The sequence below is a fragment of the Nannocystis bainbridge genome (assembly GCF_028368995.1).
GTDB classification, from domain to species: Bacteria; Myxococcota_A; Polyangia; order Nannocystales; family Nannocystaceae; genus Nannocystis; species Nannocystis bainbridge.
In genome coordinates this window covers 1858167-1883569 of the sequence record NZ_JAQNDL010000001.1, presented here as the reverse complement: position 1 = coordinate 1883569, position 25403 = coordinate 1858167, and the positions used below count along the sequence as shown (strand labels likewise).

21 protein-coding genes and 1 pseudogene are annotated in these 25403 nt (G+C 69.9%); 9 read left to right on the top strand and 13 right to left on the bottom strand.

The genetic code is table 11. The annotated features are described in order from the left end of the window. Positions 1-7: 7 nt before the first annotated feature. The 3 genes from POL25_RS07300 to POL25_RS07290 all read right to left on the bottom strand — a co-directional run bounded on the left by POL25_RS07300 (position 8) and on the right by POL25_RS07290 (position 3866). Entirely contained in the window at positions 8-1540 is a 1533-nt protein-coding gene (locus POL25_RS07300) for an efflux RND transporter periplasmic adaptor subunit (protein WP_272085182.1), read from the bottom strand. Positions 1541-1655: 115 nt separating this feature from the next. Beyond that, positions 1656-2036 carry a hypothetical protein gene (locus tag POL25_RS07295; protein WP_272085181.1) on the bottom strand — a complete coding sequence of 127 codons (381 nt, stop codon included), beginning with the start codon at positions 2034-2036 and terminating at the stop codon, positions 1656-1658. Between the two features lie 84 nt (positions 2037-2120). Continuing rightward, positions 2121-3866, bottom strand: coding sequence for a serine/threonine-protein kinase (locus tag POL25_RS07290; protein WP_272085180.1), 1746 nt, complete (start codon positions 3864-3866; stop codon positions 2121-2123). Between the two features lie 182 nt (positions 3867-4048). Between POL25_RS07290 and POL25_RS07285 the strand changes: the two genes are divergently transcribed. The 5 genes from POL25_RS07285 to POL25_RS07265 all read left to right on the top strand — a co-directional run bounded on the left by POL25_RS07285 (position 4049) and on the right by POL25_RS07265 (position 9495). After that, positions 4049-5062, top strand: coding sequence for a PAAR domain-containing protein (locus POL25_RS07285; RefSeq protein ID WP_272085179.1), 1014 nt, complete (start codon positions 4049-4051; stop codon positions 5060-5062). 18 nt (positions 5063-5080) lie between these two features. Beyond that, entirely contained in the window at positions 5081-6193 is a 1113-nt protein-coding gene (locus POL25_RS07280) for an immunity protein Tsi6 family protein (RefSeq protein ID WP_272085178.1), read from the top strand. A gap of 7 nt (positions 6194-6200) precedes the next feature. Then, positions 6201-6980, top strand: a complete 780-nt coding sequence (locus tag POL25_RS07275) for a hypothetical protein (RefSeq protein ID WP_272085177.1) — start codon at positions 6201-6203, stop codon at positions 6978-6980. 74 nt (positions 6981-7054) lie between these two features. Continuing rightward, complete coding sequence (locus POL25_RS07270) at positions 7055-8839, top strand: protein-arginine deiminase family protein (RefSeq protein ID WP_272085176.1); 1785 nt, start codon at positions 7055-7057, stop codon at positions 8837-8839. Continuing rightward, on the top strand, positions 8836-9495 hold the full coding sequence (locus POL25_RS07265; RefSeq protein ID WP_272085175.1) for a hypothetical protein: 660 nt from the start codon (positions 8836-8838) through the stop codon (positions 9493-9495). The genes POL25_RS07270 and POL25_RS07265 overlap by 4 nt, the downstream gene beginning before the upstream one ends. A gap of 173 nt (positions 9496-9668) precedes the next feature. Here POL25_RS07265 and POL25_RS07260 read toward each other — a convergent pair whose 3' ends face one another. From POL25_RS07260 to mgtA, 6 genes and pseudogenes are all read right to left on the bottom strand, one after another. Further along, complete coding sequence (locus tag POL25_RS07260) at positions 9669-10694, bottom strand: cytochrome-c peroxidase (protein ID WP_272085174.1); 1026 nt, start codon at positions 10692-10694, stop codon at positions 9669-9671. Next, positions 10642-10827: pseudogene (locus POL25_RS44875) on the bottom strand (cytochrome c peroxidase); the annotation flags it as partial. The gene POL25_RS07260 and the pseudogene POL25_RS44875, both read right to left, overlap by 53 nt. Before the next feature lie 290 nt (positions 10828-11117). Further along, entirely contained in the window at positions 11118-11624 is a 507-nt protein-coding gene (locus POL25_RS07250) for a hypothetical protein (RefSeq protein ID WP_272085173.1), read from the bottom strand. Positions 11625-11704: 80 nt separating this feature from the next. Then, entirely contained in the window at positions 11705-12076 is a 372-nt protein-coding gene (locus POL25_RS07245) for a DUF7668 domain-containing protein (RefSeq protein WP_272085172.1), read from the bottom strand. Positions 12077-12084: 8 nt separating this feature from the next. Then, a complete protein-coding gene (locus POL25_RS07240) occupies positions 12085-13005 on the bottom strand; it encodes a cation transporting ATPase C-terminal domain-containing protein (protein ID WP_272085171.1) in 921 nt (306 codons plus the stop codon). Positions 13006-13024: 19 nt separating this feature from the next. Then, positions 13025-15706 carry a magnesium-translocating P-type ATPase gene (gene mgtA, locus POL25_RS07235; RefSeq protein WP_272085170.1) on the bottom strand — a complete coding sequence of 894 codons (2682 nt, stop codon included), beginning with the start codon at positions 15704-15706 and terminating at the stop codon, positions 13025-13027. 298 nt (positions 15707-16004) lie between these two features. On the opposite strand from mgtA, the gene POL25_RS07230 reads away from it, so the two are divergent. Further along, entirely contained in the window at positions 16005-16475 is a 471-nt protein-coding gene (locus tag POL25_RS07230) for a hypothetical protein (protein ID WP_272085169.1), read from the top strand. A gap of 117 nt (positions 16476-16592) precedes the next feature. Here POL25_RS07230 and POL25_RS07225 read toward each other — a convergent pair whose 3' ends face one another. Together POL25_RS07225 and POL25_RS07220 are read right to left on the bottom strand one after the other, a co-directional pair. After that, positions 16593-17609: a family 43 glycosylhydrolase gene (locus POL25_RS07225; protein ID WP_272085168.1), complete on the bottom strand. Its 1017-nt coding sequence runs from the start codon at positions 17607-17609 to the stop codon at positions 16593-16595. 271 nt (positions 17610-17880) lie between these two features. Further along, the gene (locus tag POL25_RS07220; RefSeq protein WP_272085167.1) at positions 17881-18645 is read right to left on the bottom strand and encodes a haloacid dehalogenase type II; all 765 of its coding nucleotides are present in this window, start codon (positions 18643-18645) and stop codon (positions 17881-17883) included. A 96-nt stretch (positions 18646-18741) separates the two neighbouring features. On the opposite strand from POL25_RS07220, the gene POL25_RS07215 reads away from it, so the two are divergent. The 3 genes from POL25_RS07215 to POL25_RS07205 are packed head-to-tail and all read left to right on the top strand — an operon-like array spanning position 18742 to position 22410. After that, a complete protein-coding gene (locus tag POL25_RS07215) occupies positions 18742-19635 on the top strand; it encodes a LysR family transcriptional regulator (RefSeq protein ID WP_272085166.1) in 894 nt (297 codons plus the stop codon). A gap of 22 nt (positions 19636-19657) precedes the next feature. Next, positions 19658-20812, top strand: coding sequence for a DUF8467 domain-containing protein (locus tag POL25_RS07210; protein ID WP_272085165.1), 1155 nt, complete (start codon positions 19658-19660; stop codon positions 20810-20812). Between the two features lie 53 nt (positions 20813-20865). Then, entirely contained in the window at positions 20866-22410 is a 1545-nt protein-coding gene (locus tag POL25_RS07205) for an amidase (RefSeq protein ID WP_272085164.1), read from the top strand. A 50-nt stretch (positions 22411-22460) separates the two neighbouring features. Here POL25_RS07205 and POL25_RS07200 read toward each other — a convergent pair whose 3' ends face one another. Together POL25_RS07200 and POL25_RS07195 are read right to left on the bottom strand one after the other, a co-directional pair. Continuing rightward, entirely contained in the window at positions 22461-22715 is a 255-nt protein-coding gene (locus POL25_RS07200; protein WP_272085163.1) for a hypothetical protein, read from the bottom strand. A 171-nt stretch (positions 22716-22886) separates the two neighbouring features. After that, a complete protein-coding gene (locus POL25_RS07195; protein ID WP_272085162.1) occupies positions 22887-25076 on the bottom strand; it encodes a M4 family metallopeptidase in 2190 nt (729 codons plus the stop codon). Positions 25077-25403: the final 327 nt, after the last annotated feature.

The window sequence follows — 25403 nt, the reverse complement described above, 5'->3', positions numbered from 1 at the left end:
GCTCCGTTCAGAACCCGCCGCGACGACCGCCGCCGCCGCCGCCGCCGCCGCGACCGCCCGCGCCGCCCATGGTGTTGAACGGCGACCCCGTGGCCGCCTTCGTCACCGGCTCGCCCCCGGTCGCGCCGACGATCACCAGCATGCCCTCGGTCAGCTCGCCGCCGACGATCTCCGTCATCGCCCCGTCGCTGATCCCGATCTGCACCGGCACCGGCTTCGGCTGGCCGTCGACGAGCGCCCACACGGTGCGGTTGTTGTCGAGCTCCGAGCTCTGCCCGCGACGCCGCCGCCGCTCGCCCTTGCTGTCCTCGGCCGGCGCCTCGGCAGCCTTGGTGTCCTCGGGCTTGGCGTCGGCCTTGGTGTCGGGCTTGGCGCCCTTGGCATCGACCTTGGCGCTCTTCGTATCGGCCTTGGCGTCCGCGACATCGGCCTTGGCGTCGACGGCTTCCGTCTTGGCGTCTTCGGTTTTGGTCTCTTCGGCCTTGGCTTCGCCGGAGTCCTCGCCGCGCTTGCCCCCGCGTTTGCCCCCCCGCTCGCCGCCCGCCGACTTCGGCGCCAGCGCGGCCAGCTTCGGGTCGGACGGGGTGAAGCGGAGCGCCGCGTTGGGGACGGCCAGCGCGTCGCGGCGCTCGTCGACGATGAACGTCACGCTCGCGGTCATGCCGGGGCGCAGCTTGAGCGAGTCGTTGTCGACGCGGACCACCGCGTCGTAGGTGACCACGTTCTGCAGCGTCAGCGGCGAGTTGCGGATCTGCGCCACCGTGCCGAAGAAGCGCTCGTTGGGGTAGGCGTCGACGGTGAAGCGGACCTTCATGTCCTGCTTGAGCGCGCCGACATCGGACTCGGCCACGTTGGTGTGGACCTCCATCGCCTTGAGGTCCTCGGCGATCGAGAACAGCTGCGGCGCCGACAGCGAGGCCGCGACCGTCTGCCCGACCGACACGTCGCGCGAGATCACGACACCGTCGATCGGCGAGAGGATCGTCGTGTAGAGCAGGTTGACGTCGGCGGTGTCGATCGCCGCCTTGGACACCGCCAGGGCCGCCTGCGCCGACTCCACGCTGGCCTTGGCGACCTTGTAGGCGGCGTCGGCGGCGTCGACCTCGGCCTGCGGCGCGACCTTGTCGGCGAGCAGCTGCTTGGCGCGGTCGAGGTTGATGCGCGCGTTCTCGCGGTCGGCGATCGCCCGCGTCACCGCGGCCTGCGACGACTTGTAGCTGGCCTTGGTCTTCATCAGGTCCGACTGGAACAGGCTCGGATCGATGCGGGCGATCACGTCGCCCTTCTTGACCTCGGAGTTGAAGTCGGCGAACAGCTCGACGATCCGCCCCGACACCTGGCTGCCGACCGCGACCGTCTTGACCGGCGACAGCGTGCCGCTGGCGGTGACCGTCGCGGTCAGGCGCGCGCGCTCGACCGGCTGGGTCCGGTACTCGACCGCCGGCGCCTCGGTGACGGCGAAGCGCTGGTAAGCATAAAAACCGCCCGCGCCGAGAAGCACGACGGTCAGGAGCGGCGCCAGGAAGCGAGGCAGAGCCATGCGTTCGTTGTACGTACCTAGCAAACGCCCAGGAGCCCGGCAACGGGCCCCGCCGCGGAATTACCCCCGGTTTACGTCGCGTTTACAGGTCTCTCGCGCCCTACGGGCAGCTACGCTACCTTGGGCGCGCTTTGGCGAGGGGGTGCACTTCCGCGCCAGAGGGCTTCTCCGGTGTTTCTGCAAACGCGGCCGCGTCGCGGTCGAAATGAAGACTGGCCGGCTTCGAGCGGATCATGCGCGTCAACTCCACATCGCGGTAGAGGCGCCTGCAGATCCTCTCGACATGAGGGCGCCTCCCGGGCTGACCGTGCTCGTCGCAGGAGACGAGGTCGCTGCGAGAGTGCCGGAGATGAGTGCGGGCATTCTCGCAGCCGAGTCTTATTCGAACGCGCAGGATGTTGTCGTAGCTTTCTTTGCTGCCAGTTCGGCCGTGGACGAGCGACTGCCGCGAATCGATGGTGTCGACATTCTTGGAGCCGGGCCCCGGCGCGATCATTGCTTGAATTGCAATCCCTCGATGCGCGCCAACCTGCGCCCATAGTCGGGCGCTCCCTCGTCTGCTCGGGGCGAGCCGTCGCGCTCAGGTGATCAGCAGCCACAGCGCTGCGAGGACGAGCCCCGCGAGGCATAGGGCGCCGATCCACATCCACGTCGACTTGAACGAACTTTTCACCGGCTTAGCGATCGTCGGCGATCGCGCCGACGGCGTCGCCTGAACCCGATCGGCCGGTGGTCGAACCTCGGCGGTAGACCGAGCCTGCGGTTCCGGAGGCAGCGGGTCGAAAGCTGGCGGCTCGACCGCCGGAACCGGGCGTGCCGGTTCGGGCGGCAATAGCAGCGTCGTATCGACGGGGGGCAGTGGGTCGGCGATATTCTCGGTCGGCGGGTCTGCGCCCGCAGCCGCTCCTGGGCTCGCCACCAGGACTGCTGCGCTCGCCTTCGCCTGGGCCAGCGCGAACGAACCTCGGAGCGATTTTTCGGGTGCGGCCTGCTCTTCGCGAACGATTGCGATGTCCGCTCGCACGACCTCGGTCCGCTCGCCATTCACCGGCGTCAAACGCAGGACCGGAGGGAGGAGCTCAGTCCTGACGGTGAGCGGGGGGGACGGAGTCGATGAGACCGGAGGAAAGATCTCGGTCCTGTCGGTGAGCGGGGGTGCCGGAGTCGATGAGACCGGAGGAAAGATCTCAGTCCTGTCAGTGAGCGCAGGTGCCGGAGTCGATGAGACCGGGGGGAGGAGCTCGGTCTTGAAGGCCGCAGGTGCCGCAGTCGGCGGGGCGGGGGGGAGGAGCTCGGTCTTGAAGGCCGCGGGTGCCTGAAACGAGACCTCTGCGCTCGACATCCGCGGAGCCGCAGCCTTCGCGATCGAGGGTAACGATGGCCGTACCGGCTGACTCGCTACATTCGCCAGACCCGGGCCCACTCCGACTGCGGGTCCCGGCTTCGTCGACGGCATCACGGACGGGGCCGCCCTCGCGCCCGGCGGCGCCGAGCGGATCGAGAGCGAGGAGAAATCGCGTCTGGGCTTGGGCCGAGGAGCCGCCGCGGTCGTCGCCTCGGCGGCACTCAGCAGCTCGCGGAGCCCGGCGCGCATCGCCGCGAGATCGGGCCGCTGCGCCGGATCCTGAGACAACGCCCTGGCCATGAAATCGTCCACCGGCTGCGGCACCGCGGCGAGCGAGCGCAGCCGCGGAGGCGTCTGTCCGGCCGACTTCTGATTCGTGATCAGCTCGGTCAGGATGACCGCGAGCGTATATGCGTCGCTGCGCGAGTCGCCGCCGCCTTGCCGCTGCTCCGGCGCGCGATACCCGGCCTCGTCCGGACTGCCGAGCTCCAGCTCGGCCACGCCGAAGTCGATCACCCTGACGTCATCGCGAATCGTCAGCGTGCAGCGCGACGGCGTCAGGATCCGGTGAGCGACGCCCGTCGCTGCGTGGGCCGCGTGCAGGATCTCAGCCGTGCGCTCGCCGAGCATCAGGGCGCGCCGCCACGGCATCGGCCCCTGGTCGCGCAATTTGTCGAACCCGCGGAACACCCGCGGCTCGGCCAGGCAGAACGGCGGGGCTGGCGGCGTGCTGGCGACCCCCTGCGGCAGCACCAGCCCCGCGATCTTACTGGCCGTCGCCGCGGCGACGATCCGGGCGAACGCAGCCCAAGCGTTCGGGTGCGCACACGTCGGGTCGAGCAGCAACAGCGCGACGTCGAGGCCCGCATGGTGATCGAGCGCCAGGAACGCCCGCACCGCGCCCTCGCTCCGGAGCGGCGACTTGAGCTCATAGCGGCCGGCGAAGCGCTCGCCGATCTGCGGTGAGAACGAGGTCGACACGCCGACGAACGCGGAGCATGCACGCGATCGCCGGCGCCCGTCAATTGGGGTATCACGATACCCACCTGAGCCTCGCCTCGTCTGGTGTTCGCCTCCGCCCGGCGCGATCTCGGCCATCCACATTCGGCCGCAGCACGCGTCTCGGGTCGCCGCGTCCGGCTTATGATAGGATCGCCGGATCCATGCCTGACGCCGCTCGAATCAGCGACTTCCACGTGTGCCCGAAGGCCGAGCCCGGCCCCGTCCCTCACGTCGGCGGTCCGATCTTCAGCGGCAGCGCCAACGTGATCATCGGGTTCTTGCCCGCCGCGCGCCAGGGGGACAGCGTCGTTTGCTTTCCGGTCGGTCCGACCGACAGGATCAGGCAGGGCTCGTCGACCGTGCTGATCAACAGTCGTCCCGCTGCCCGCAGATCGGATCCTGGTTCTCACGTTTCTGGCGACCTGATCGTCGCCGGCTGCCCGACGGTCGTGATCGGCGACTCCACCCAGGCCTTCACCTTCCGCGGCGCCGCCCGGCGCGGCACCCCCTTCTGCGAGGAATGCGAGCGCAAGCGCCAGGAGATGGACCAGCACGACGATTCCGCCGAGGTCGTCCCGCCCGACCCCGACACCGCGACCCTCGACGACGACCGACCTCCGTCCGGCGCCGAGCTCGGTCGCGATCTGCTGGCGAGCTCGCTGCTCAACAAGCAGGGGCTCGCCGCCCAGCCCAACCTGAACGATGGGCTCGACGCCGAACGGGTCGCCGCCAGAGTCGCCGTCGCCTATCAGTTCTACGCCGCCCACGCCGGCGAGAAGTTCAAGCCGAGCAGGCTGACCTCGCACATCCGCGCGATCGACCTCTCGCAGCCCGTCGAGGTGATCGCGGTCGCCGCCCGGACGCTTCACCAGCGCGGCTACCCGGGTGGGGTCAACGGCGAGTACTTCGCGCTCGATCCGGACCTGACGCCGGAGCAGCTCGGCACCTCCGCGATCGTCTCCGGGCCCGACGGCACACGTGTCTCAAGAGACAGACGAACCGTCGAGTACGGCGAAGCCCCTGCGTTCGGCCTCAAGAGCACCGCCGCCTCCGTGATCGACACCTGGACCTTCCCGAGCACCGCCACGGATCGCGGTGAGCAGATCACGTGCCAGGGCGGCGGCACGCAGGTGTACGTCCCGCGGCTCTTCCACCTCTCCAGCCGCAACGTCTGAGGCGACACCATGGCCGACATGATGCGGATTCTGTCGCGCGACGCCTTCGCCCAGGTGCTCGTCGAGGCCCGCCGCCGCACCCGCACGCTCGACCCCTCGCGCTGGCCGCTGCTCGGGCAGATCGAGGCACAGCTCCAGTTCATCGCCGAGCAGACCAAACAGGGCCGCGTGCCTCACGAGGAAGATCGCATGCGCACCACCCTCGGCCCGCTCGCGGCTCGCAACCTCGAAGACATCGACCCCGAATACGCCGACCAGCTCGAGGAGATCGACTACACATTTCGCCGCTACCCGCAATTGCCGCACGGTCCGTCCGTGCGTCGCCGCGGCGTCTTGCAGGTGTGGTCCGGGCGCGAGACCTACCGCAAGCTCGTGCTCGACCTCGGCGTCCCGCGCACCGTCGGCAGCGCTCAGGCCGACTTTGTCGTCCATGGCGACACCGCCGGGTCACCGCACTTTCAGATCGTATGGGACGGCGTCAGCGCCCACGTCCAGGCCGAGGGTACGCACCGCCTTGCTATCAATGGTGTGGCCACATGGTATGGCGAGATGGCCAACCGCGGCTGGATGACCGCCGTCCGCACGGCCTATCGCTTCCTCGTCGAGGACCATACCCCGCCCCCCGAACCCATCGACGCCGCCGCCGCCGCCCTCGACGCCCTCACCGAGCTCGCGCGCCGCTGCGGCTCCGGCAACCTCTACGCCATCATCGACGCCGCCCGCTCCGAACGCGCCCTCCAGCTCGTCGAGGAGAGCATCGACCCCTACGCCTCCCTCTACGACGGCGAACAGGGCCGCGCCTTCGACGACATCGCTCCCTACCTCGTCCACCTGCAACCGAGCTCGGGGCTGCTGCGGCGCCTCGTCACCGAGGGCTGGGGCGACGCCTGGGGTGTTTATGTGGAGAGCAGCGCCGGCTTCGAGAAGGTCCGCCGCCACTTTCGCCAATTCCTCAAGGTCGAAGTCGAGGGCGAGGCAAAGCCGAGGTTCTTTCGTTTCTACGACCCACGGGTGCTATGCACCTTCGCCGAGGTGATGACGCCCGAGCAGAGATCGGAGCTGCGAAGAGCGGTCGACGCGGTCCTGTTCGAACGAGCCACTCACGGCCTGCGGATGGGCGTGATCGAGTGAGTCCGCGATGCTGAAGATCAGCGCCACACAACTGGGGGCGTTCGAGCGCGCGGCGCTCGCCGACTTCGAGGCGCGCATGCTGGCGCACCTCAAGCGGTTCAGCCCGCGGCACCTGCGGATCGTCGGCGATCCCGAGCTCGGCGAGCTGATCGTCGTCGGCTGCACGCGAGCCGAGACGTACGGGCTGGTCTCCGAGCGCGGCACGCGAATTTACATCGAGCTGATGCTGATGTTCGGCGCCGGCTTCGACACCGACCCACAGCACGCGTGGGCGGTGGAGCCGCTGCGCGCGGGCGACGGCGAGTTCGCGCGCCTCGACCGGCTCCGCGACGCCGCCTGGCGCTTCCTCGACCGCACGGCCAGCGACGACCTCGACGCCGCCGGGCGCTCGCAGCCGGGTCGGGCGGCGGCCGAGCTGCAGCAGTTCGCGCAGCCCGAGCGCACGCTGAGCGACGAGGCGGGGCTCGACCTGCGGGCCCGGCTGGTGGCGCTGCTCCGCCGGGTGTTCCCGGCCAAGTGCGAGGCCATCGGCGAGCCGGCGCTGGTCCGGACGGTCGAACAGGCGCTGGCGAAGGCGCGGAGCTTCGCGCTGATCAGCGAGCGCGGGCAGGCGCTGTTCGTCGGCCTCGCGGTGATCTTCGGCGGCGATCTTCATGGCGATCCGCAGTTCATGTGGGCCAGGCGGGCGCTCGCCGAGGTCGGGGACACGAACGAGCGGACGCGGATCGAAGCACTGCTGCGCGGGGCGATCGGGTGCCTCGATCGCTTCTGGGCAGAGGAGGAGTGATGGGATTAGGTGGCGGAGTCCAGCGGGGAGAGAGCGAGCGCGGGCCGACGGCGGCGACCCGCCCGGGTAATACGATGGAGGCGTGCCTGGTCGAGTATCACCTGCACGTCGACGCCGACCGCGACGGCGTCGTCGACGACGATCGCAGCCACAACGACCGCTGGGCGTGGGGCCCCGGCAGCAAGGGCGCGATCATCCTTTGCAACAACGACGACGAGGATCGGCAGCACTGCTGCGACAACGAGGACGCGCAGATCAACACGGCGCCCGATCCCGACGACATCGCCCCGCTGGTGATCCGGCGCGCGGCCGGGCACCCGCCGGCGCCGGGCTCGTGGCGCGGGTTCCTCGAGGTCTCGGCCGAAGATGCCCCGCGCTTGCGGGTGTTCGCCAGCCGCAGCAGCGGGGCCGCGCAGGTGCTCGGCGCGGGGGTCGGCGACCCGGCCCAGGGCGGCACCGCGGCGGTGCTGAGCTGGCCGCTGACGGACCTGAACTTCACCGAGAAGGAGCTCGGGGTCGAGGCGGTGATGTACGCTCAGGGCAGCTTCACGGGCGAGGTCGTGATCAAGCTGCGGATCGAGCGAGGCGGCTCCGGGACGTACGAGGAGCAGGTCCGGATGCGGGTCGCGCCGTGGATCGCGTTCAACCACCTCGACCCGACCACGCGGGTGTACGTCGGCGAGGCGATCGACAACGCGGAGTTTCGCCGCGACCTCGCGGCCCAGGTCGCCGCCGCCGGGTTGCCCGCCCCGGAGGTCGCACCGCCGCCGCACGGCAGGGATCGCTGGTTGCAGGACGCGATGGAGCTCGGGTTCTCGAGCCTGCCGCGGACCGGCCCCCCGGCGGCGCGCCACCTGCCCGTCGTGCTGCGCACCGCCAACAATCGCAGCGAGATGAGGTGGGGGACCATCGACCGCTACCCGCGCGAGCGGATGCTCGAGCCCGGCTTCGGGTGGGTCCAGGCGATGCCCCCGGGCATTGGCGGTACCCTCGATTCGTTCGGCAACCTCGAGTGTTCGCCGCCGTTTACCCACAGCCGTCGCGGCAAGGAGTACAAGTTCGGGCGCCTGGTCTACGGCGAGCACGTCGACGGCGGCGCCCGACGCAACATGCAGCCCGATGTCGTCGATTTCCTGCGCGCGCAGCAGGTCCAGGAGCCGTTCACGCTCGACACCGGGTGGCTCGAGGTCGGCCACGTCGACGAAGTGATGACGTTCGTGCCGATGAAGAACGCGCCCAAGAAGTTCAAGGTCGCGCTCGCCAGCCCGAACGAAGCGTTGACGATCCTGCGCCGAATGAGGGCGGCGCGGCAGGGCGCCACGCCGCTGCTGCAGCTCACGCCGCCGCCGCCGCGGGCCGATCGGCCGCCGACCGACGCGACGCCGCAGGAGCTGTACGACAACTACCCGCTGCGCACAGTCGACGCGATGCTCGACGACGCGACGTTCATGGACGTGCAGGTGATCGTGCAGGAGTACCTCGACGGCGTCAAGGCCAAGCTCATGGAAGAGCTCGACCTCGCCGAATCCGAGATAATCCCGCTGCCGGTGCTGTTCATGCTGGACCGAACGTATTTCATCGCCTATACGCCAGGGGTGGTCAATATGCTGGTATTGACGAAACCCGACAAGACGGTGCGGCTCGTGATCCCCAAGCCGTTCGGGCCGATGATCGACGGGGTGTGCCAGTTCGAGAGCCACATCCGCGCGGCGCTCGGGCCGCCGGGACTGACCGGGGTCGACCTCGAATTCGTCGACGACTTCTTCACGTATCACGTCAATTCGGGGGAGATCCACTGCGGGACGAACAGCAAGCGGGAGCCACCGGTCGATCGCTGGTGGTGGGAGCAGCAGGTATGACGCAGCATTGGCCAGAGTTCACGGCGCTTCGAAGACTTCACGGCGAGGACTACGCGCACCAGCGCGACCGGGTGCTCGTCGACCAGACAGCGGTGATGACCTACCTGCCGGCGTTCGCGGGCGACCCCGACTGGCTGTGGCGGACACTGGCGGCGATCGTCCGCGGCTGGAGCGAGCACGCGGCGCTGTATCGTCAGGTGCTCGCGGAGCTCGACCAGGTCAACGTCGAGGCCGAGGGCAAGCGAGTCACCGGCATCTCGCGGATCTGGACCCAGTACGCCATGAACGCCCGCAGAGTCTACGGACCGGCGATCTTGCCGCTGTGCTGGGAGGTGATCCTCAAGTTCGGCGATCTGTGGCCGCGCTGGAAGGTGGTCACGTTCCTCGAGATGATCGGCGCGGTGCCCAAGGCGGAGTCGGTCGAGCCGGTGCTCACATTCATGGAGGAGGTCGCGCCGGTCGACTTCATCGAGGCGGCGGCCAATACGTTGCGCGACCTCCGGTCTGTCGACGTGCAGCCGGCCCTGACGGCGCGCATGCTCGTGGTCGAGGCGGCGGTGCGCGCCCGCGGCAGCCTCGACCCGCGCAGCGCGGAGCTCCTGCGCGTCTGGTCCAAGCTGCGCAAAGAGGCCGCAGCCGACTCATCGCCGCCCTGATCGCGAGCCGGTGGAGGTCGCCGGTTGCCGGATGGCGTCGCGTGGGACCCCTGTGAGGCTCAGCCAGCGTCGGCGGGCACGCGCGTGACCTCGGCGGACGACGAGCCGGCGAACCCCGCGCGGGGTGCTTGGCCCGAGGACCCTCGGCTCGCCGGGCGCGCGCGGGGCCGGATTCACCTGTCCGTCAGCGTGCGCAAGAACGCGACGACATCTTCCTCCTGGGCCGGCGTGAGTCCGAGATCGCCGACGTCGACATCGAGGTTGCGCGGCACCTCGGGCGCAGGCCAACACGTAACTCTCTCTCCGGGGTCGTTCGCCGCACACTGGGGCAGGACAGCGCGCGTGTTGTAGAAGTGGACCAGCTCCTCCAGGCTCTTGAAGTACCCATTGTGTCCGTACGCCTTGGTGAACGAGGGCCGTGGCCGGCGGTCGACGTTGCGCAGGGTCGGCACCCGATGCTTACCCTCGTTGACCGTTGCATATTCGGCGTACTCCGGGCGGGTGGCGAGGAAGCCACCCAGGCCGAGATCGACGTACGCCTTGCCGAGCGGATTGATGGCGGGCGGCTGATCGTAATATGGGTTCTCCGGATTACGCGGTGCACCGATGTTGGCGAACGTGAAGTCGGTGAAGAGCGGCGGGCCGCCCTGGTCCGCACCGGCGATCGCGTGGCAGTTTTTGCATTTGGCCTCGCCTTTGAACAGCGCCAGGCCCCTCTGCTCCTGGTCGGTGAGTTCGGTCTCTCCCGAGAGGTACCGGTCGAACTTCGAGCTGAACGGGCTCATCTCGCGCGAAGCCTCGTAGCGGGCGATCGACCGCGCGATCGCTGCGAATGCGGCGTCGACGTCGTCACAGACGGCGAGGCCCCACACGAAGCGCAGCAGCAACCAGTACTCTGATTTCAGGCTGCACACCCGCGTCACGAGCGCGGCCGCGTCGGGGAGCGCCTGCTCCACCGGGTTGAGGAAAGGCCCCTGCGCCTGATCGGCTGCCGGATTGCCGAGCTTCTCGCCGGTCGCCCGGCCGTCCCCGAAGTTGCCCCCGACGAACTCGCCCGCAGGGGGGGCGGTGCAGCGGCGGGCTGAACGACGCGTATGCGCTACTCGGCGGCTTTCGCGGGCCGAAGCGCCCCGGAACCGAACCCTCGTAGACGGCGCCGTGGGCGTCGATGTCCTCGACGGGCCCGGTCCAGCCGACATCGCGGCCATGGCACGCCGCGCACGCTTGATTGCTCCCGATCGAAAGCGATTCGTCGAAAAAGAGGTGCTTGCCGAGCGACTCGACCGCAGTGAGCCCGGCTCGCGCCGATTCGGTCGCCGGCTCGCCGTCCATGGTGAGGAACGAGACGAGGAACGTCGAGGCTGCTGTGACCATCGTCTGCATACTCTGTCCTTCGCGCCAGTCGGCTGCGTCGGCAAGCTCGGCCACGGCGCTCCTTTTTGGGTGTAGCGGGCATCGTTGTGACGGCAACCGGCCGGTCGTACGGCCGTGGCTCGTCCGCTCGGTCGAGTCACGGCCGCGAGGCGATCTAGCAATAGCGACTCGCGGCCACCAGAACTCAGCATGTCGGCATAGAGGCCCGCTCTCTCGGGTCTTGCTCTCGGGCGGTCGCGCTGAGCCTGTCAAGGCTCGAGGATCGTGGTGAACATCGCCCCGAGCGCGAGCTGGCAGTCGGCGGTCCGCAGGTCCGCCCGGTCGCGCGCAGCCTGGACGCATTTCGACTCGGGCCGGCCGTCCGCCTGTCTCGGGCAGCGCTCGACGGCTGCACGGCGCTCGCGTTCCACGGTACCGAGTTCGTCGATGCGGTCGATGCAAGCTTGGCTCTCGAGCGGCAGCGAGCGGCACTGCGCCATGAAACGCTCGCCGGCGTGTGCGAGCGCGCGGCGCAGCTCGGCCTCGTCCTGTCCGGGCAGCGTATCCCTCAGCGATTGCTCCCACAGCGTCAGCATGACGTCCCGCGCGTGCGCACAACGTCGGTCGTGCTCGGTGCAGGCGAGCAGCACGAGGAGCATGGGGGCGATGAGCCAAACACGCATGGCCAAAGCGTAGGCGGGGTTCCGGAGCGTCGCCAGCGCCGTGGCGCAGGCGGCGCTGCCTCGCATCGTCAGGCCATTGGATAACGGCAGCATCGAGATACCGGACCTCCGGCGCATGTTCTGCAGAATGGGGGCACGAGCGCCCGAAGGCGCGGTTCGCTGGACTCTGGCGGTTACGCGGTCGCCAGCGACTGCGTGGAGGGATGAACGTCCTCGATCTGACCGACCAGCTCCGCGCCCTGGCGACGGATGTGTAAACACAGGCACAGGTCGCTGCGACCGCCTTCCTCCACCGTCCAGAACGGCAGCTTGACGCGCCACGCTTCCGCGTTCGGGCGGCTCTCGACCTGCATGTAGATGATCGCCTCCCCTGGAATTGGGCGAACCGTGAGCAGGTGGCTGGCTAGCCCCTCGGCCAGTTGACTGCGAGTCAGCCGACCCGGCAAGAAGCTTTGGTCGTCGATGCTGCCCTCGGCGATCGCACCGGCGATCTGGTGAGCGATTCCGAAGAGCTGGAGCGCCAGAGAGTGAGGGTATCGGAGCATGCGGCATTTCATGGGCTGGCTTTTCGGACCACGCCAGCGGAGGGCCGTTCTGTCGGGGCTGCCTCCCCGCGGAGCAAGGTTTCGCTCGCCGGAGCCCGTCGTTCATCGGGTGCGACCGCAGCGACCCCGTGCCTCTCACGCGGCCGGATGGCCTTGAAGGCTTCGAACCACGACACGCTCAGGACGCCCGCGCCGATGCAGAAGAGGATGTCGCGCGGTCGCAGGGGGGCGAACCGGAACAGCTCCCGCAGGCCCGGCACGTAAAGGACGAGCGCGAGGAAGACGACCGCGCCGCCGGTCACCCACCAGAGCGCAGCATTTCGACCCCTGGTCGCGGTCCGCACCCGAGACCACGTACGATTGGTGAAGATGAGGCCGAGGTTGGCCACCATGAAGGTGGTGAACGTCAGTCCCCTGGCGTCGGCTCCTCCGCGCCCACGACTCAACGCGAGCCCGTAGACCGCGACGACGACGAGCATCACGATCGCCCCCTGAACCAGGCTGAGGGCGATGGAGCGGCGATCGAAGAGCGGCGCCCGCGGGTCCCGCGGCGGACGGGTCATCACATCGGACTCCTCCGGCTCGGCCTCGAAGACGACGGAGCAAGCCGGGTCGATCACGAGGTGCAGGAACGCGATGTGGATCGGCAGCAATACGAGCGGCCATTCAAGAAAGACGGGGATCAAGGTGAGACCGACGATCGGCACGTGCACCGCGAGGATGTATGCGAGCGCCTTGCGGAGGTTGTCGATGATACGGCGGCCCGAGCGGACGCTGTCCACCAGCGAAGTGAAGTCGTCGTCGAGCAGCACGAGAGTGGCCGCCTCGCGCGCCACGTCGGTGCCGCGCCCGCCCATGGCGACACCGATGTCGGCGGCCTTCAGCGCCGGGGCATCGCATGCCGTGCGCTCGGCTGCCGGCCACGACACAATGCGCCGTCTGCTGCCGCTACTCGAGGAACCGAGCGAACAGCCGGCGCTTGACGCCCTCGACGAACGCCAGATAGGTGACGGAGACGACGACGAGGAACAGGAAGAAGCCCGGCGGTAGCGCGACGAACCCGAGCGGCGTGGCGAGCGGCGTCCAGGGCAGCACGAGCGCGGTGATTACGACGGCCAGCGCGGTGAGCACGAGCGGTCGGCTCGGCCGGCTGTCCCACGGGCGCGCGGCGGTACGAATGACGAACAACACCAGCGTCTGCGTGACCAGGGACTCGACGAACCACCCGGTGTGGAACAACGCGGGCGACGCGTGGAACAGGTGGAGGAGCGCGTAGAACGTGAGGATGTCGTAGAGCGAACTGACCGGCCCGAGGACGACCATGAAGCGACGGATCAGGCCGATGTCCCACCGCCGCGGCTTCTTGAGGAAGCCGGGGTCGACGTTGTCGGTCGGGATCGTGATCTGCGCCAGGTCGTAAAGGAAGTTGTTGAGCAAGATCTGGGTCGGGAGCATCGGCAAGAACGGCAGGACGACGAAGGCCCCGGCCATGCTGACCATGTTGCCGAAGTTGGAGCTCGTCCCCATCAGGACGTACTTCATGACGTTGCCGAAGGCGCGCCGACCCTCGAGGATGCCGGCGAGGAGGACCCCGAGGTCGCGCTCGAGCAGGATGACTTCGGCGGCGTCGCGGGCCACGTCCACGGCGCCGGCGACGGAGATCCCGACATCGGCGCCGTGGAGGGAGGGCGCGTCATTGATGCCGTCGCCGAGGTAGCCGACGACGTGACCGCGGGCCCGGAGCGCGCGGATGATGCGGCTCTTGTGCGCGGGCGAGACCCGGGCGAAGAGGCGGGTCTCCTCGGCGACCTTGCCGAGCGCGGCGTCGCCGAGGCGGTCGACCTCGGCGCCGAGGAGGATCTGGCCCGGAGCGATGCCGACGCGATCGGCGATGTGGCGCACGACGAGCTCGTTGTCGCCGCTGACGATCTTGACCCGTACACCCTCGGCGGCGAGCGCCTCGAGCACTCGAGCCGCGCCGAGGAGCGGCGCGTCGACGAAGGCGAGGAAGCCGGCGAGGGTGAGGCCGGCCTCGTCGCCCGCGCGCAGCGGCGCGACGTCGGTGATCTCCTTGTAGGCCACGGCGAGCACGCGGTATCCGTGGGTCGAGAGCTCCCGGAACGTCGCCTCGCAGCGCGCGCGCAGCTCGGCGTCGAGGGGCCGCCGCGCGCCGCCGGTCTCGCAGGAGGTCGCCTGCGCCAGCAAGCCCTCCGGCGCGCCTTTGGTGACGAGGAGGCTCGCGCCGTCCTTCTCGGCGAGGATGCTGATGCGGCGGCGTTCGAAGTCGAAGGGGAGCTCGTCGAGCTTTCGCCATCCCCGCAGATCGGGGTGCTCGTGGCGCAGCACGGCGGCGTCGAGCGGATCGATGCCGGCGCGGTCGAGCACCGCGTCGTCGAAGCCGTAGTCGATGCCGCTCTCGAAGAAGCTGTTGATGCTGGCGAGCCGGAGCGGGCGCTCGTCCGCGGCCCCGAACGGATCGACGTGGCGCTCGAGGGTCATCCGCCCCTCCGTGAGGGTGCCGGTCTTGTCGCAGCACAGCACGTCGATGCTGCCGAGGTTCTGGATCGCCGCCAGGTTCTTGACGATGACCCGCTGCTTCGCCATTCGCAGCGCGCCCTCCCCGAGCGTGACGGTCGTGATCATCGGCAGGAACTCAGGCGTGAGCCCGACGGCGAGCGCGAGCGCGAACAGCAGCGCCTCGAGCACGGGGCGGTGGCCCGCCGCCGCGATCACGAACACGAACAGCACCAGGAAGACGACCGTCTTCAGGATGAAGGCGCCGAAGTCGAACATGCCGACCTCGAACTCGGTTCGCGGGCCCCGGCGGGCGAGCGCGCGGGCGATGTCGCCGAATTGAGTGCGCGCGCCGGTGGCGACCACCAGCGCCGTGGCGACACCGCTGACGACCGAGGTGCCGAGGAAGACGGCGTGGGGCATCCCGGCCGGATCGCGGACATCGCCGGCCGGGCCCGCGGTGGCCTCCTTCTCGGCGGGCAGGGGCTCGCCGGTCAGGGCGGCCTGTTGCACGTGCAAGTCCCTGGCGGTGACGAGGCGACAATCGGCCGGGACGAGGGCGCCGGCGGCCAGGCGCACGACGTCGCCCGGCACCAGCTCGCGCTGCGGGACCCTGATGAAGTGCCCGTCTCGCAGGGCGGTGGCCTCGGGCGCGACGCGACCCCGCAACCGCTCGGCCGCGGCCTGCGAACGGCGGGTCTGAAACGTCTCGAGCGCGATGCTCAGGGCGATCATCACGAGGATGATGCTCGCGTTGACGAGGTCCCCGAGCGACAGCGAGACGACGCTGGCGAACGCGAGGATGGCGATCAATGGGTTGGCGAAGCGGGCCAGGACGTCGCGCACCAGGTTGGCGCGCTGGGGGGGCACGACCTCGTTGAGTCCGAGCGCCGCGAGGCGGTCTCGTACCTCGCGGTCGGTCAGACCGCGCTCGGAGCTGCGGAGCTGCGTGAAGGCTTCGGACAGCGCCGCGGTCATGGCCCGCATCGGGTCGGCCTCGACCCCCACGCGGGCCTCGGCCCGTCGCGCCCGTCGCGCCTGCAAGGGGCGCGCGTGGCGGTCGCCCGCGCCGGTCGAGACGGCGTGCGTCGGCGCTTCGTCGGTACGGCTCCGCATGGAGAGGGCCGTAGAATTGGACCACCTTTGCGCGAGCGCCATGACCTCCCGGCCGGCTCTTGCAGCCGTTCGCTCGTCGGTCGTGTCGGGACGGCCTTGCGCTTTCGACGACCGCGCGGTGCGAGGCGCCGCTCGTATAGCGTCAGCGCCGGGGTGCGAGCCGAGGCCAGTGACAGGGAGCACGACTTACTCGGCCCGTTCGATACCCGCGGCACGACTCGAGCTCGGCGGGGCTCGGTCGCCAGCGACGGCCGAGCGAGCGTACAGACACTTGCGCAAGTGTGCTACTGTCGCGGCCGTGTCCAAGTTCGATCTCGTGGCCGCAATGGAAGACCGCAAGCGTGAGCTCCTGATCGAGCTCCTGCTTCAGCACCCCCAGCTCACCCTCGCAGAACTGCAGCAATTGGCGCGCGGAGAGCTCGGCTCACTGCTGCGCTCGATCACCATCTCTGACTTGCAAGGGCGTCATGGCTCACAAACCCCCGTCCGAGAGGCTCCGGGGGGCAAGGCTGCCCCGGCCAAGTCCCACCCGACGAATACGGTCGAGGTGGCGGACGTAAATACGCGAACGCATGCCGGCCGCGAAGCCTTCGACAAAAGGCTTCTCGAGGTCGTGACGGCCATCGGAGGCCCCGTCAGTGCCTCACAAGTTCAAGAGCGCATCGGTGGTTCCAACATGCAGGTCCGCGCAGGTCTGAACCGCCTCATCGAGGCCGGGGAGCTCACCTGGTCCGGAAAAGCCAGGGGAACCCGCTATCACCTGAACTGAGCGGACGCTCGGTCCCCTGTCGGAGGCCAGAGCCGTCTGCCTGGCCCTGCACGACCGATGACACGCCCTCCTCTCCCGCCGCAGCGACGAGCTGTGCGCAGTCTGTCCGGGGTTGTTTCAGTCATCCCGGGCCTCGGCTGGGAGCGCGTGAGGCGGAGCCTCCTGCCGGCCGGCTGAGACGGCGACGCTGAAGCTCGGGTCCTGAGCGGGCCAGCGTGGCCGAATGTGCACGTCAGCGAGGCCGTCGCCGCGATCGTCGAACTCAATCGGACTGACCCACACGTCGCGCTTACAGCCGGACTGCTCGCACGGGACCTGCGCGAGACGGTGGTGGACGAAGTACCAGCGCTCGCCGTCAGGGCCGAGCACAGCAGAGCCGTGCCCGAAGGCCTGGCCGTCGCTCGGGATCAGGAAGCGGCCGACGAGCCGCCCGGGGTTGGTGTACACCAACTCCTCGACGGACTTCGCGGCGACCCAGTACACGTGGTAATAGGGGGAGTCCCAGTTGCTGCCGCTGAGGAGGAGATACACGTATTCGCCGCGGCGAAACAGGCTCGGGGCCTCGACGACGCCCAGGGAAACACCGTCGCGTAGCATTTCCTCGCCGAGAGGGCCGCGCGTCATCGACAGCATCTGCTCGCAGCCGGAGCAGCTGGCGGCGAGGCGCGCGAGCGTCTCGCCGTCGTGGGGGGTGCCGGCGTGGATCTGCGCGGTGGCGAGGTCGCAGCGGACGGCGAACGGATCCTTGAGGTCGAGCTCGACGAGGTGGACGTGTTGGCCGTGGTTGGCGAGCTCCCACGCGAGTGTCGGCGGGCTGTTGGTGTACCAGGAATAGGCGAGCCACCAGCGACCGGTCTGCGGGCCGTGGAACACCGTCGAGTCGAGACGCATGATGAGGTGGCAGGGGACGCCTTGGCAGTCGTCGGAGGCGAAGTCCAGACTGTGCGGAAGGACAGGGCGATAGAGACAGGTCGAGAGCTCGGCGCCCGCCGGCAGCGGCTCCCACGGTCGGGCGGGCGGGGCGAAGGGGCCCGCGGGGCTGGTGGACCAGGCGAGGTAGATGCCGCTGTCTTCGTCGTACGGCGGACACGGCGACTGGGGGGCGGCGAAGCGCTGAGCGGTGAACGAGAGCATGAACGAGGCCGCGCCGAGCGCCGGCGATGAGTGTTCCCGTGTCCCGGCTGGGGTTCGCCCTCCCGGCTGCCTTGCGGAGCTTCTATCAGCAGATGAACGGCCTGTCGCTCGCGTTCCACTCGTCGCGCGGCGGCTTCGCCGACGGCATCCACGACCCGACGGTGCCGCTCGCCGTCGAGATTCGCACGCCGCTCCCCTGGGTCGAGCCAGCCGACGAAGGCCCCGCGATCTTGGCCCATCCCCGATGGCCAGACGCGGCTTCCTCGACGGTTCAAGCGGCGACGAACGCGGCGAGATCGGCGAGCGTCGCGCCAGTCGCATGCGCGGCGGCTGACAGGGCCTCGGGCGCGACTTGGAGGCGGTTGAGCCAGAACGTGGGAAAGCCGTACCAGGCGGCCCCGGCGGCGTCCCAGCCGCCGAACGCGGCAAAGACTATCTGCTCGCGCGGGACGCCGAGCGCGGTCGGTCCGAGTGCGTAGGCCCGCGGGCTCGGCTTGTAGGTCCGGGCGCGGTCGGTGCTGATCTGGTCGTCGAACAGGTCGGCGAGCCCGGCGTGCGTGAGCAGGCGATCGAGCATCGCCGGCGAATAGTTGGCGAGGGGGGCCAGGCGCAGGCCGACGCGCCGCCATGCGTCGAGGGCGGCGCGGGTGTCGGGCCACGGCGTGAGCTCGGAGTATGCGGCGACGAGGCGGCGGCGCTCGGCGGCGGACAGCGAGAGACCGCGTGCCCCGGCGGCGTAATCGAGGGCCTCGCCGGTGACGAACTCGAAGTCGCGGTATTGGTCGGCGGTGGCGCGCAGCCATGCATATTCGAACTGTCGGACGCGCCAGTCGCGGCACAGCTCTGCGGCCTGACCGGGGGCGACGGCCTCGGCGGCCCGCTCCACGCCGCGTGGGTCGAACAGGGTAAACAGGTCGAAGCAGATCGCGCGGATCTCGGCGCGGCCGCCCACGGGCGGCTGGGCGCCCGTGGTGCGGCACGCACCGAGCAGGCCGCCGGCGCCGGCGACCACGCGGAGGAACTGGCGGCGAGACATGCCATCGAGCATGACGGGTCCCGGCAGAGAGGTCGATTGCCGAACGGCACACGCCTGGCATGCATTTCTGCATGGGGCCGTGTACGCTGGCAGGCGGTGCTCGACTGGGACGACCTGCGCTTCTTCCTCGCGGTGGCCCGCGCGGGCTCGTTCTCGGCGGCGGCGCGCGGGCTGGGGGTGACCCAGCCGACAGTGGGGCGCCGGATGGCCGCGCTCGAGCGGACGCTCGGGGCGCGGCTGTTCGTGCCGGCGGCGACGGGTCAATCGCTGTCACCCTCGGGACGGATGATGCTGGCGCGCGCCGAGCAGATGGAGGCCGCGGCGCTGGCCGCCGAGCGGGTGGCCGCGGGGCGCGACGTGGGGCTGCGCGGGCGCGTGGTGATCACGGCGTCGGAGTGGCTGGTCGGCAGCGTGCTGGGGCCGCTGCTGGGACCGTTCGTCGGCGAGCACCCGGGGCTCGAGCTCGAGCTGGTGGCCGACGTGCGGCACCTGAGCCTGTCGCGCCGCGAGGCCGACATCGCGGTCCGGCCGTCGCGCTTCGAGCAGGCGGAGGTGGTGCAGCGGCAGGTGGGCGCGGTCGCTTTCGGCCTGTACGCGTCCGACGGCTACCTCGCGCAGCGCGGCATGCCGGACTTCGCGGCCCAGTGCGAGGGGCACGTGCTGATTGCGATGAGCGAGTCGCTGACGAAGATCCCCGATGTCGAGTGGTTGCCGCAGATCGCCGGGCGAGCAAGGGTGGGCGTGCGCACCAACGGGCGCGAACCGATGGTGACGATGGCCGCGGCGGGGCTCGGCATGACCTGCCTGCCGCGTTTCCTCGGCGACCGCGCGCCGAACCTGCGCCTGCTGCCGACGCCGGTACCGGGCCCGCGGCGGCAGCTGTGGCTCGGGGTGCACCGCGACGTGCGCTCGGTGCCGCGGGTGAAGGCGAGCGCGAGGTTCCTGGCGGAGGGGCTCGGGCGGCTGGGGTGGGCGCTGGGGCCGGCGTGACCGCGGCGGCTCCGCTCGGCCGATGAATGCCCAGGAGCGTCACGCCGAAGCTCTCACTGAGCGCCGGCGTCGCGGTCGAGATGACGACTGCGCTCGACTGCAGAGCCTGCACGTCCATCGGTGTTTCCCAACCACGCCTGACGCGCTGGTAGGCGGTGCCGTCGCCGACGACGCCAGCTCGTGCGCCCTCGGGTTCGTGGCGACCCGTGGGTCGGCACCGATCCGGGCGAGCTGTTCGGCGCCCACGTCCGAGCTCGAGCGTGGCACAGTGACAGGCGTGCGCTCGCAGCTCATCACGCTCATGGCGCCCGAAGATGAAGCCGCCTTCCTGAGCTTCGTGTTCGAGCGGCCGACCGTCTCGCTGATCACCGACGTGCGGAGCCCGGGCCCCGAGTTCCCCCGCACGCGCGAGGTCCGGGAGATCCACAGCCTGCATTGCATGCTGTGGGACGCGGCCATCCTCCCTCGGCCGCATGTCGAGCACGTCGCGTCGTGCGACGACTACTGCCTGCGCTCGGACGAGTCGCTCATCCAGTTCCTGCGCTCTCCGGTCAAGGGCACCTCGATCGGGGTGGGCCGTATCGCGCTCGCCACGGGCTGGAGAGGGGCGCCAGCGACGAACCCGAAGACCGCGCGCGCGATGACCTCCTGGTTCAACGCGCTCGGCCGCTGGATCAAGGCGAACTTCGAGAATTCTTTGGTGTATGCGTCGGACTTCAAGCCCGACGTCGGGAGCCGGGAGCGGACTGTCTGGGTCGGGCCCCGCGCCATCGAGCTGTCGTCACAGGGCTGGAAGCTCAAGCACGACGGGCCCCCCGAGTACTCTCTGCACTACTTCGAGCCTGCCGAAGAGGCCGCTGTGCTGGCACGCTACCGGGCGCCGAAGAATTTTGTCGGCGTCGGGCGCGTCGTTCACGTCGGGGAGGTCGTGTCGGAGATGCTGCAGAAGCAGCTCTTTCGCATCGCGCTGGATCGGGACGCCCCCTTCGCAGAGTTCGAGGGCCCCTTCTCGTGCACGAGGCCGGCGCCGAAGGTCGGCGACGAGGTGGCCTGCGTGTTCAACGAGAACATCCTCGGCAGACACCCCGAGTCCTGGGAGCCGCGCGAGATCAAGAAGCTGACGCCCGCCAACCGGGACCGCGTCCTCGAAGGGCTCCGGAAGACGTGGCGGGTGTGACGGCAGGAGTCACCGGACACCCGCGCGGCGAGTGGTGCGGTAAGGTAGCCGCGATGCGTCGCGCCCTCGTCGTCGGAGTTGCGGTCCTCCTCGCCAGTTGTCGTCCCGGTGCCGACGCGCGGGAGCCCGACAGCGTCGCGCCGGCGGTGATCGAGCTCGACGTGTCGACAGCGCAGGCGCAGATGAAGGACGGCTCGCTGACTTCGGCGCGGCTGACCGCGGCGTACCTCGAGCGGATCGCGGCGATCGATGTCGCGGGCCCGCGACTGTCCGCGGTGATCGAGCTCAACCCGCGGGCGCGCGCGGAGGCCGAGGCGCTCGACCGCGAACGCGCGGCCGGCCGCGTGCGCGGGCCGCTGCACGGGATCCCGGTGCTGATCAAGGACAACATCGACGTCGTCGGCATGGCCAACTCGGCCGGCACGGTGTTGCTGGCGACGCATCGCCCTCGCGCCGATGCGCCGCTCGTGGCCCGCTTGCGCGCGGCCGGGGCGGTGATCCTCGGCAAGGCCAACCTCAGCGAGTGGGCCAACCTCCGCTCGCTGCGCGCGGTGTCGGGCTGGAGCAGCCGCGGCGGCCAGACGCGCAACCCCTATGTGCTCGACCGCAACGCCTGCGGCTCGAGCTCGGGGACCGGCGCCGCGATCGCGGCCAGCCTCGCCGCCGTCGGCGTCGGCACCGAGACCGACGGCAGCATCATGTGCCCGTCGGCGGTCAACGGCCTCGTCGGCCTCAAGCCGACGGTGGGCCTCGTGAGCCGCGAGGGCATCATCCCGATCTCGGCGACGCAGGACACCGCGGGCCCGATGACGCGCACCGTCACCGAAGCGGCGCTCGTGCTCGCGGCGCTGGCCGAGGGCGAGCCGCGCGACTACGTGAAGGGGCTCTCGATCGACGCGCTGCAGGGCAAGCGGATCGGCGTGCTGCGGCAGGCGATGGGCTACCACCCCGATGTCGACGCGCTCACCGAGGCCGCGGTAGCGACCCTCGTGGCCCGCGGCGCCGAGGTCGTGGACCCGATCGAGATCGCTACGTGGAACAAGTGGGACGAGGTCGCGCTCGACGTGCTGCTGTTCGAGTTCAAGGACGGCCTGAACCGCTACCTCAAGGACTCGCGCGCGCCGGTGTCGTCGCTCGCCGACGTGATCGCTTGGAACCGCGAGCACGCGGTGGTGGTGATGCCGTGGTTCGGGCAGGAGCTGTTCGAGCAGGCGCAGGCCAAGGGCTCGCTCGACTCGCCCGAGTACGTCGCGGCCCGCGAGACGGCGCGCAAGCTCGCGTGGGACGAGGGGCTCGGGGCGGCGCTGAAGCAGCACAAGCTCGACGCGGTGGTGGCCCCGACCACCGGACCCGCCTGGCCGATCGACCCTGTGCTCGGGGACAGGTTTACGGGCAGCGGCACGAGCATGGCCGCGATCGCCGGGACGCCGAGCCTGACGGTGCCGATGGGCGAGATCCACGGGCTGCCGGTCGGGCTCGCGTTCCTCGGCAAGCCGAACGGCGAGGCCGAGCTGCTGGCGCTCGGCTTCGCGTTCGAGCAGGAGACCCGGGCCCGCAAGCGGCCCACGTATCGGCCGACGATCGCGCCCGGACGCTAGCGCAGGGCCCGTGACCTGCCGAATGACGTCGCGCGGGACCCCTGCGCGGCTCAGCCAGCGTCGGCGGGCACGCGCGTGACCACGGCGGACGACGAGCCGGCGAACCCTCGCTCGAGGTCGGCGATGGCCGCTTCAGGGGCATGGAACACGAGCACCATCGACGCGCCCTGGTGCGGATAGGACGGCTTGCCGTCGCGTCGGACGCCGCGCCGTCGCCAGCGTCGCAACCATTCCGCGAGTTCTCGCTCGGCGGACGTACCGGTCTCGACCTCGACTCGGACAAGCGTCGTCCGGACTGTCGCCACGCGTCGATGCTCGTGCGGCAGCGACCGCCTGTCAACCTCGCCGGGCCTGCGACTGCTTCGGCTCGGCGTGCATGCGACCGGGGCAGGGCGGACCACGAGGTGATATCAAAGGACATGGCGCGATGAACATGGCCCGAGGACCATGTTCGTCGCGCCATGTGGATCACGAGGTTACTTCACGCCAGCGGTCAGCGTGTAGTTTCCGGCGCCAGCGTACGACCCAACCGTATACGAGTAGAAGCCCGCGGTGCCGACGTAGGAGATCGACTCGCTCGACGTCTCGGTCTCGGATTTGGCCACCTGGGCCCAAGCGCTGCCGTTCCACTTGAGGAGATACAGGTCGAAGTCCGTCCCGTTCGGCCCGGTCAGGCAGGCCGTGTGCGTCTTGGTCGCGGTCGTCTGATAGTACGAGCCGTTCGGCTGGGCCTGCTGGGCCCCTGCGCCGGACAGGGTTCCCTGGTACTGCGTGCCGGTGCAGCTCCCGCCGCCGCCGCCACCGCCGCCACCGCCGCTGCCCGGGTCGCCAGGCACGCCGACGGCCGTCCACGCCGCGTGCACCGCAGCGACCTCCGCCGAGGCCGCCCCGTGGATCGCGGTGGCCGCCTGGGCCGTCGCGTTGCGGGCGTCCTGGAAGGTCGCGGTGGCCGGCAGATAGGTCACCAGGGCGTCGTAGAAGATCTTGCTCGCCTTGGTGATCCCGATGCCCGCGACGTTGTTGGAGGTCTTGCCGCGCGGGTGGACCCCGCCGGTGACCAGCAGCTTGAACGCCAGGTTGGCGATGCCCGAGTTCAGATGCACGCCGCCGTTGTCCTGGCTGCCCTGGTAGCGGGTCGGCCAATAATCATACGACTGCCCGTCCTTGATCGGGTCGTCCATGTAGCGCATCGCGTCGCCGGAGGTGTTCGGCGTCCACGACGCCTCGGCCAGCTTCCACGTGGCCGCCGAGACCACGCCGCCGGCCAGGTGGGCCTGCAGCGAGGCCGCCATGACGTCGGAGAAGGCCTCGTTGAGCGCGCCGGACTGGTTCTGATAGACGAGGTTCGCCTCGTATTGGGTGACCGCGTGGGTCAGCTCGTGGGCGACGATGTCGAGGTCGCGCGCGAGCGACGAGAAGTACTGCCCGCTGCCGTCGCCGTAGACCATCTGCGAGCCGTTCCAGAACGCGTTGTCGTAGCCGACGCTGAAGTGCACCGTCGAGTGGATCGTCGCGCCGGCGCCGTTGAACGAGTCGCGGCCGAACCGATCCTTGTAGAAGTTGTAGGTCGTGCCCGAGTAGTTGAAGGCGTCCTTGACCGAGAGGTCGGCCGAGCTGCCCGGGTTGGCGATCTCGGAGCCGGGCAGGTTCTCGCCCTTCTTGGCGTCGTAGACCCTGCGCGCCAGCGCCCGGTGGTGCTGCGGGTGACGCGTCACGAGCTCCCCGGTCCGGGCGTCGGCGAACACGAAGTCGCGCTCGGGCCCGTCGGCGCTGGTGTAGGTCACCTCGGCCATCCATGCGAGCGCCACCGAATCCTCGGTGACCACATAGACGAGGTCGGGCGCGTCGGTGCTGGCTGCGTCGGCCGGGAGACCGGCGAGCACCGTCGCCAGCGCCGCCTCGCCCTCGATCTCGGGCTCGCTCGCCACTTCCTCGCCGGCGATGAACCGCCCGCTGACCGCGTGCACGCGCCCGCTGACCCCGTCGGCGTGGACCGTCAGCGCGCCGCCGATGACCGGCAGGTCGTGCAAGTACTGCTGGAACTTCACGTGGACCTGACCACGGTCGTCGCTCTTCACGCGCATCGGCTCGAGGTCGGTCGCCGCGTGCATGCGGAACACCGGCGCGACATCCTGCAGGAACGTCTGCGCGGCCGCCCGCGCCTCGCCCTTCGGCAGGAACCCGAGGTCGCCCACGACCAGCGAAGGCACCCCGTCGCCCGCCGTCACCACTTGATCGATCCGCGGCAGCCGCGACAGCGCCGTCTCCTGCGCCACCATCAGCGCGGTCGGCCGCTGCTTCGCCGCGTCGGCGACCATCCCGGCGTCGACCAGGAAGCTGTCACCCAGCTCGAGCCGCGCCGGGATCACGCCCCATGCCTCGCCGCGGCGCGCCAGCAGGTCCTGCAGCAGCGCGCGGCGCCCATCCTCACCGACCACGACGACCCTGGCGAAATCGATCGGCCCGGCTGCGAACGAGAACCGCACCGCCTCCGCCCCCAGGTCGAGCTCGAGCACGCCCGCCGCCCCGAGCCCCTCGAGATCCTCGGCGGTGACGATGCGCTCCGCCGCGGAAGCATCATCACCGGCTGCACCTCCTCCCTCTTGGCAGGCCGACAGCAGGAAACACGAGACGATCGACGAGACGACTCCAGCGGTACGAAGCATGCGCATTCCTCCTCCAGCGGGCATTCAGGGTCCATCGAATGGCCCTGTCCCGTGGAACATGTCCGAAGAGCCCTTGCCCAGAGGCAAGGAGTGGGTCAGCACGACCCCTATGACAGCAGCACCATACCAGAGCTGACCTGTATCCACAATCTCTTCGTGCCGACCCAGGCCAGTGCCCTTCGCCCCGCCGAGCGACGCGTCCCGGAGCGCGTGGCGGCCCGCTGCGAGCTGGTTCATCCGCGAATGCGATGCCCCGAGACGGCTCGCGCGCGCCTGGTAGGGCCCCCTCAGGACGCGCAGGCGCCTCGATGGCCGGTGTGCGCTTGG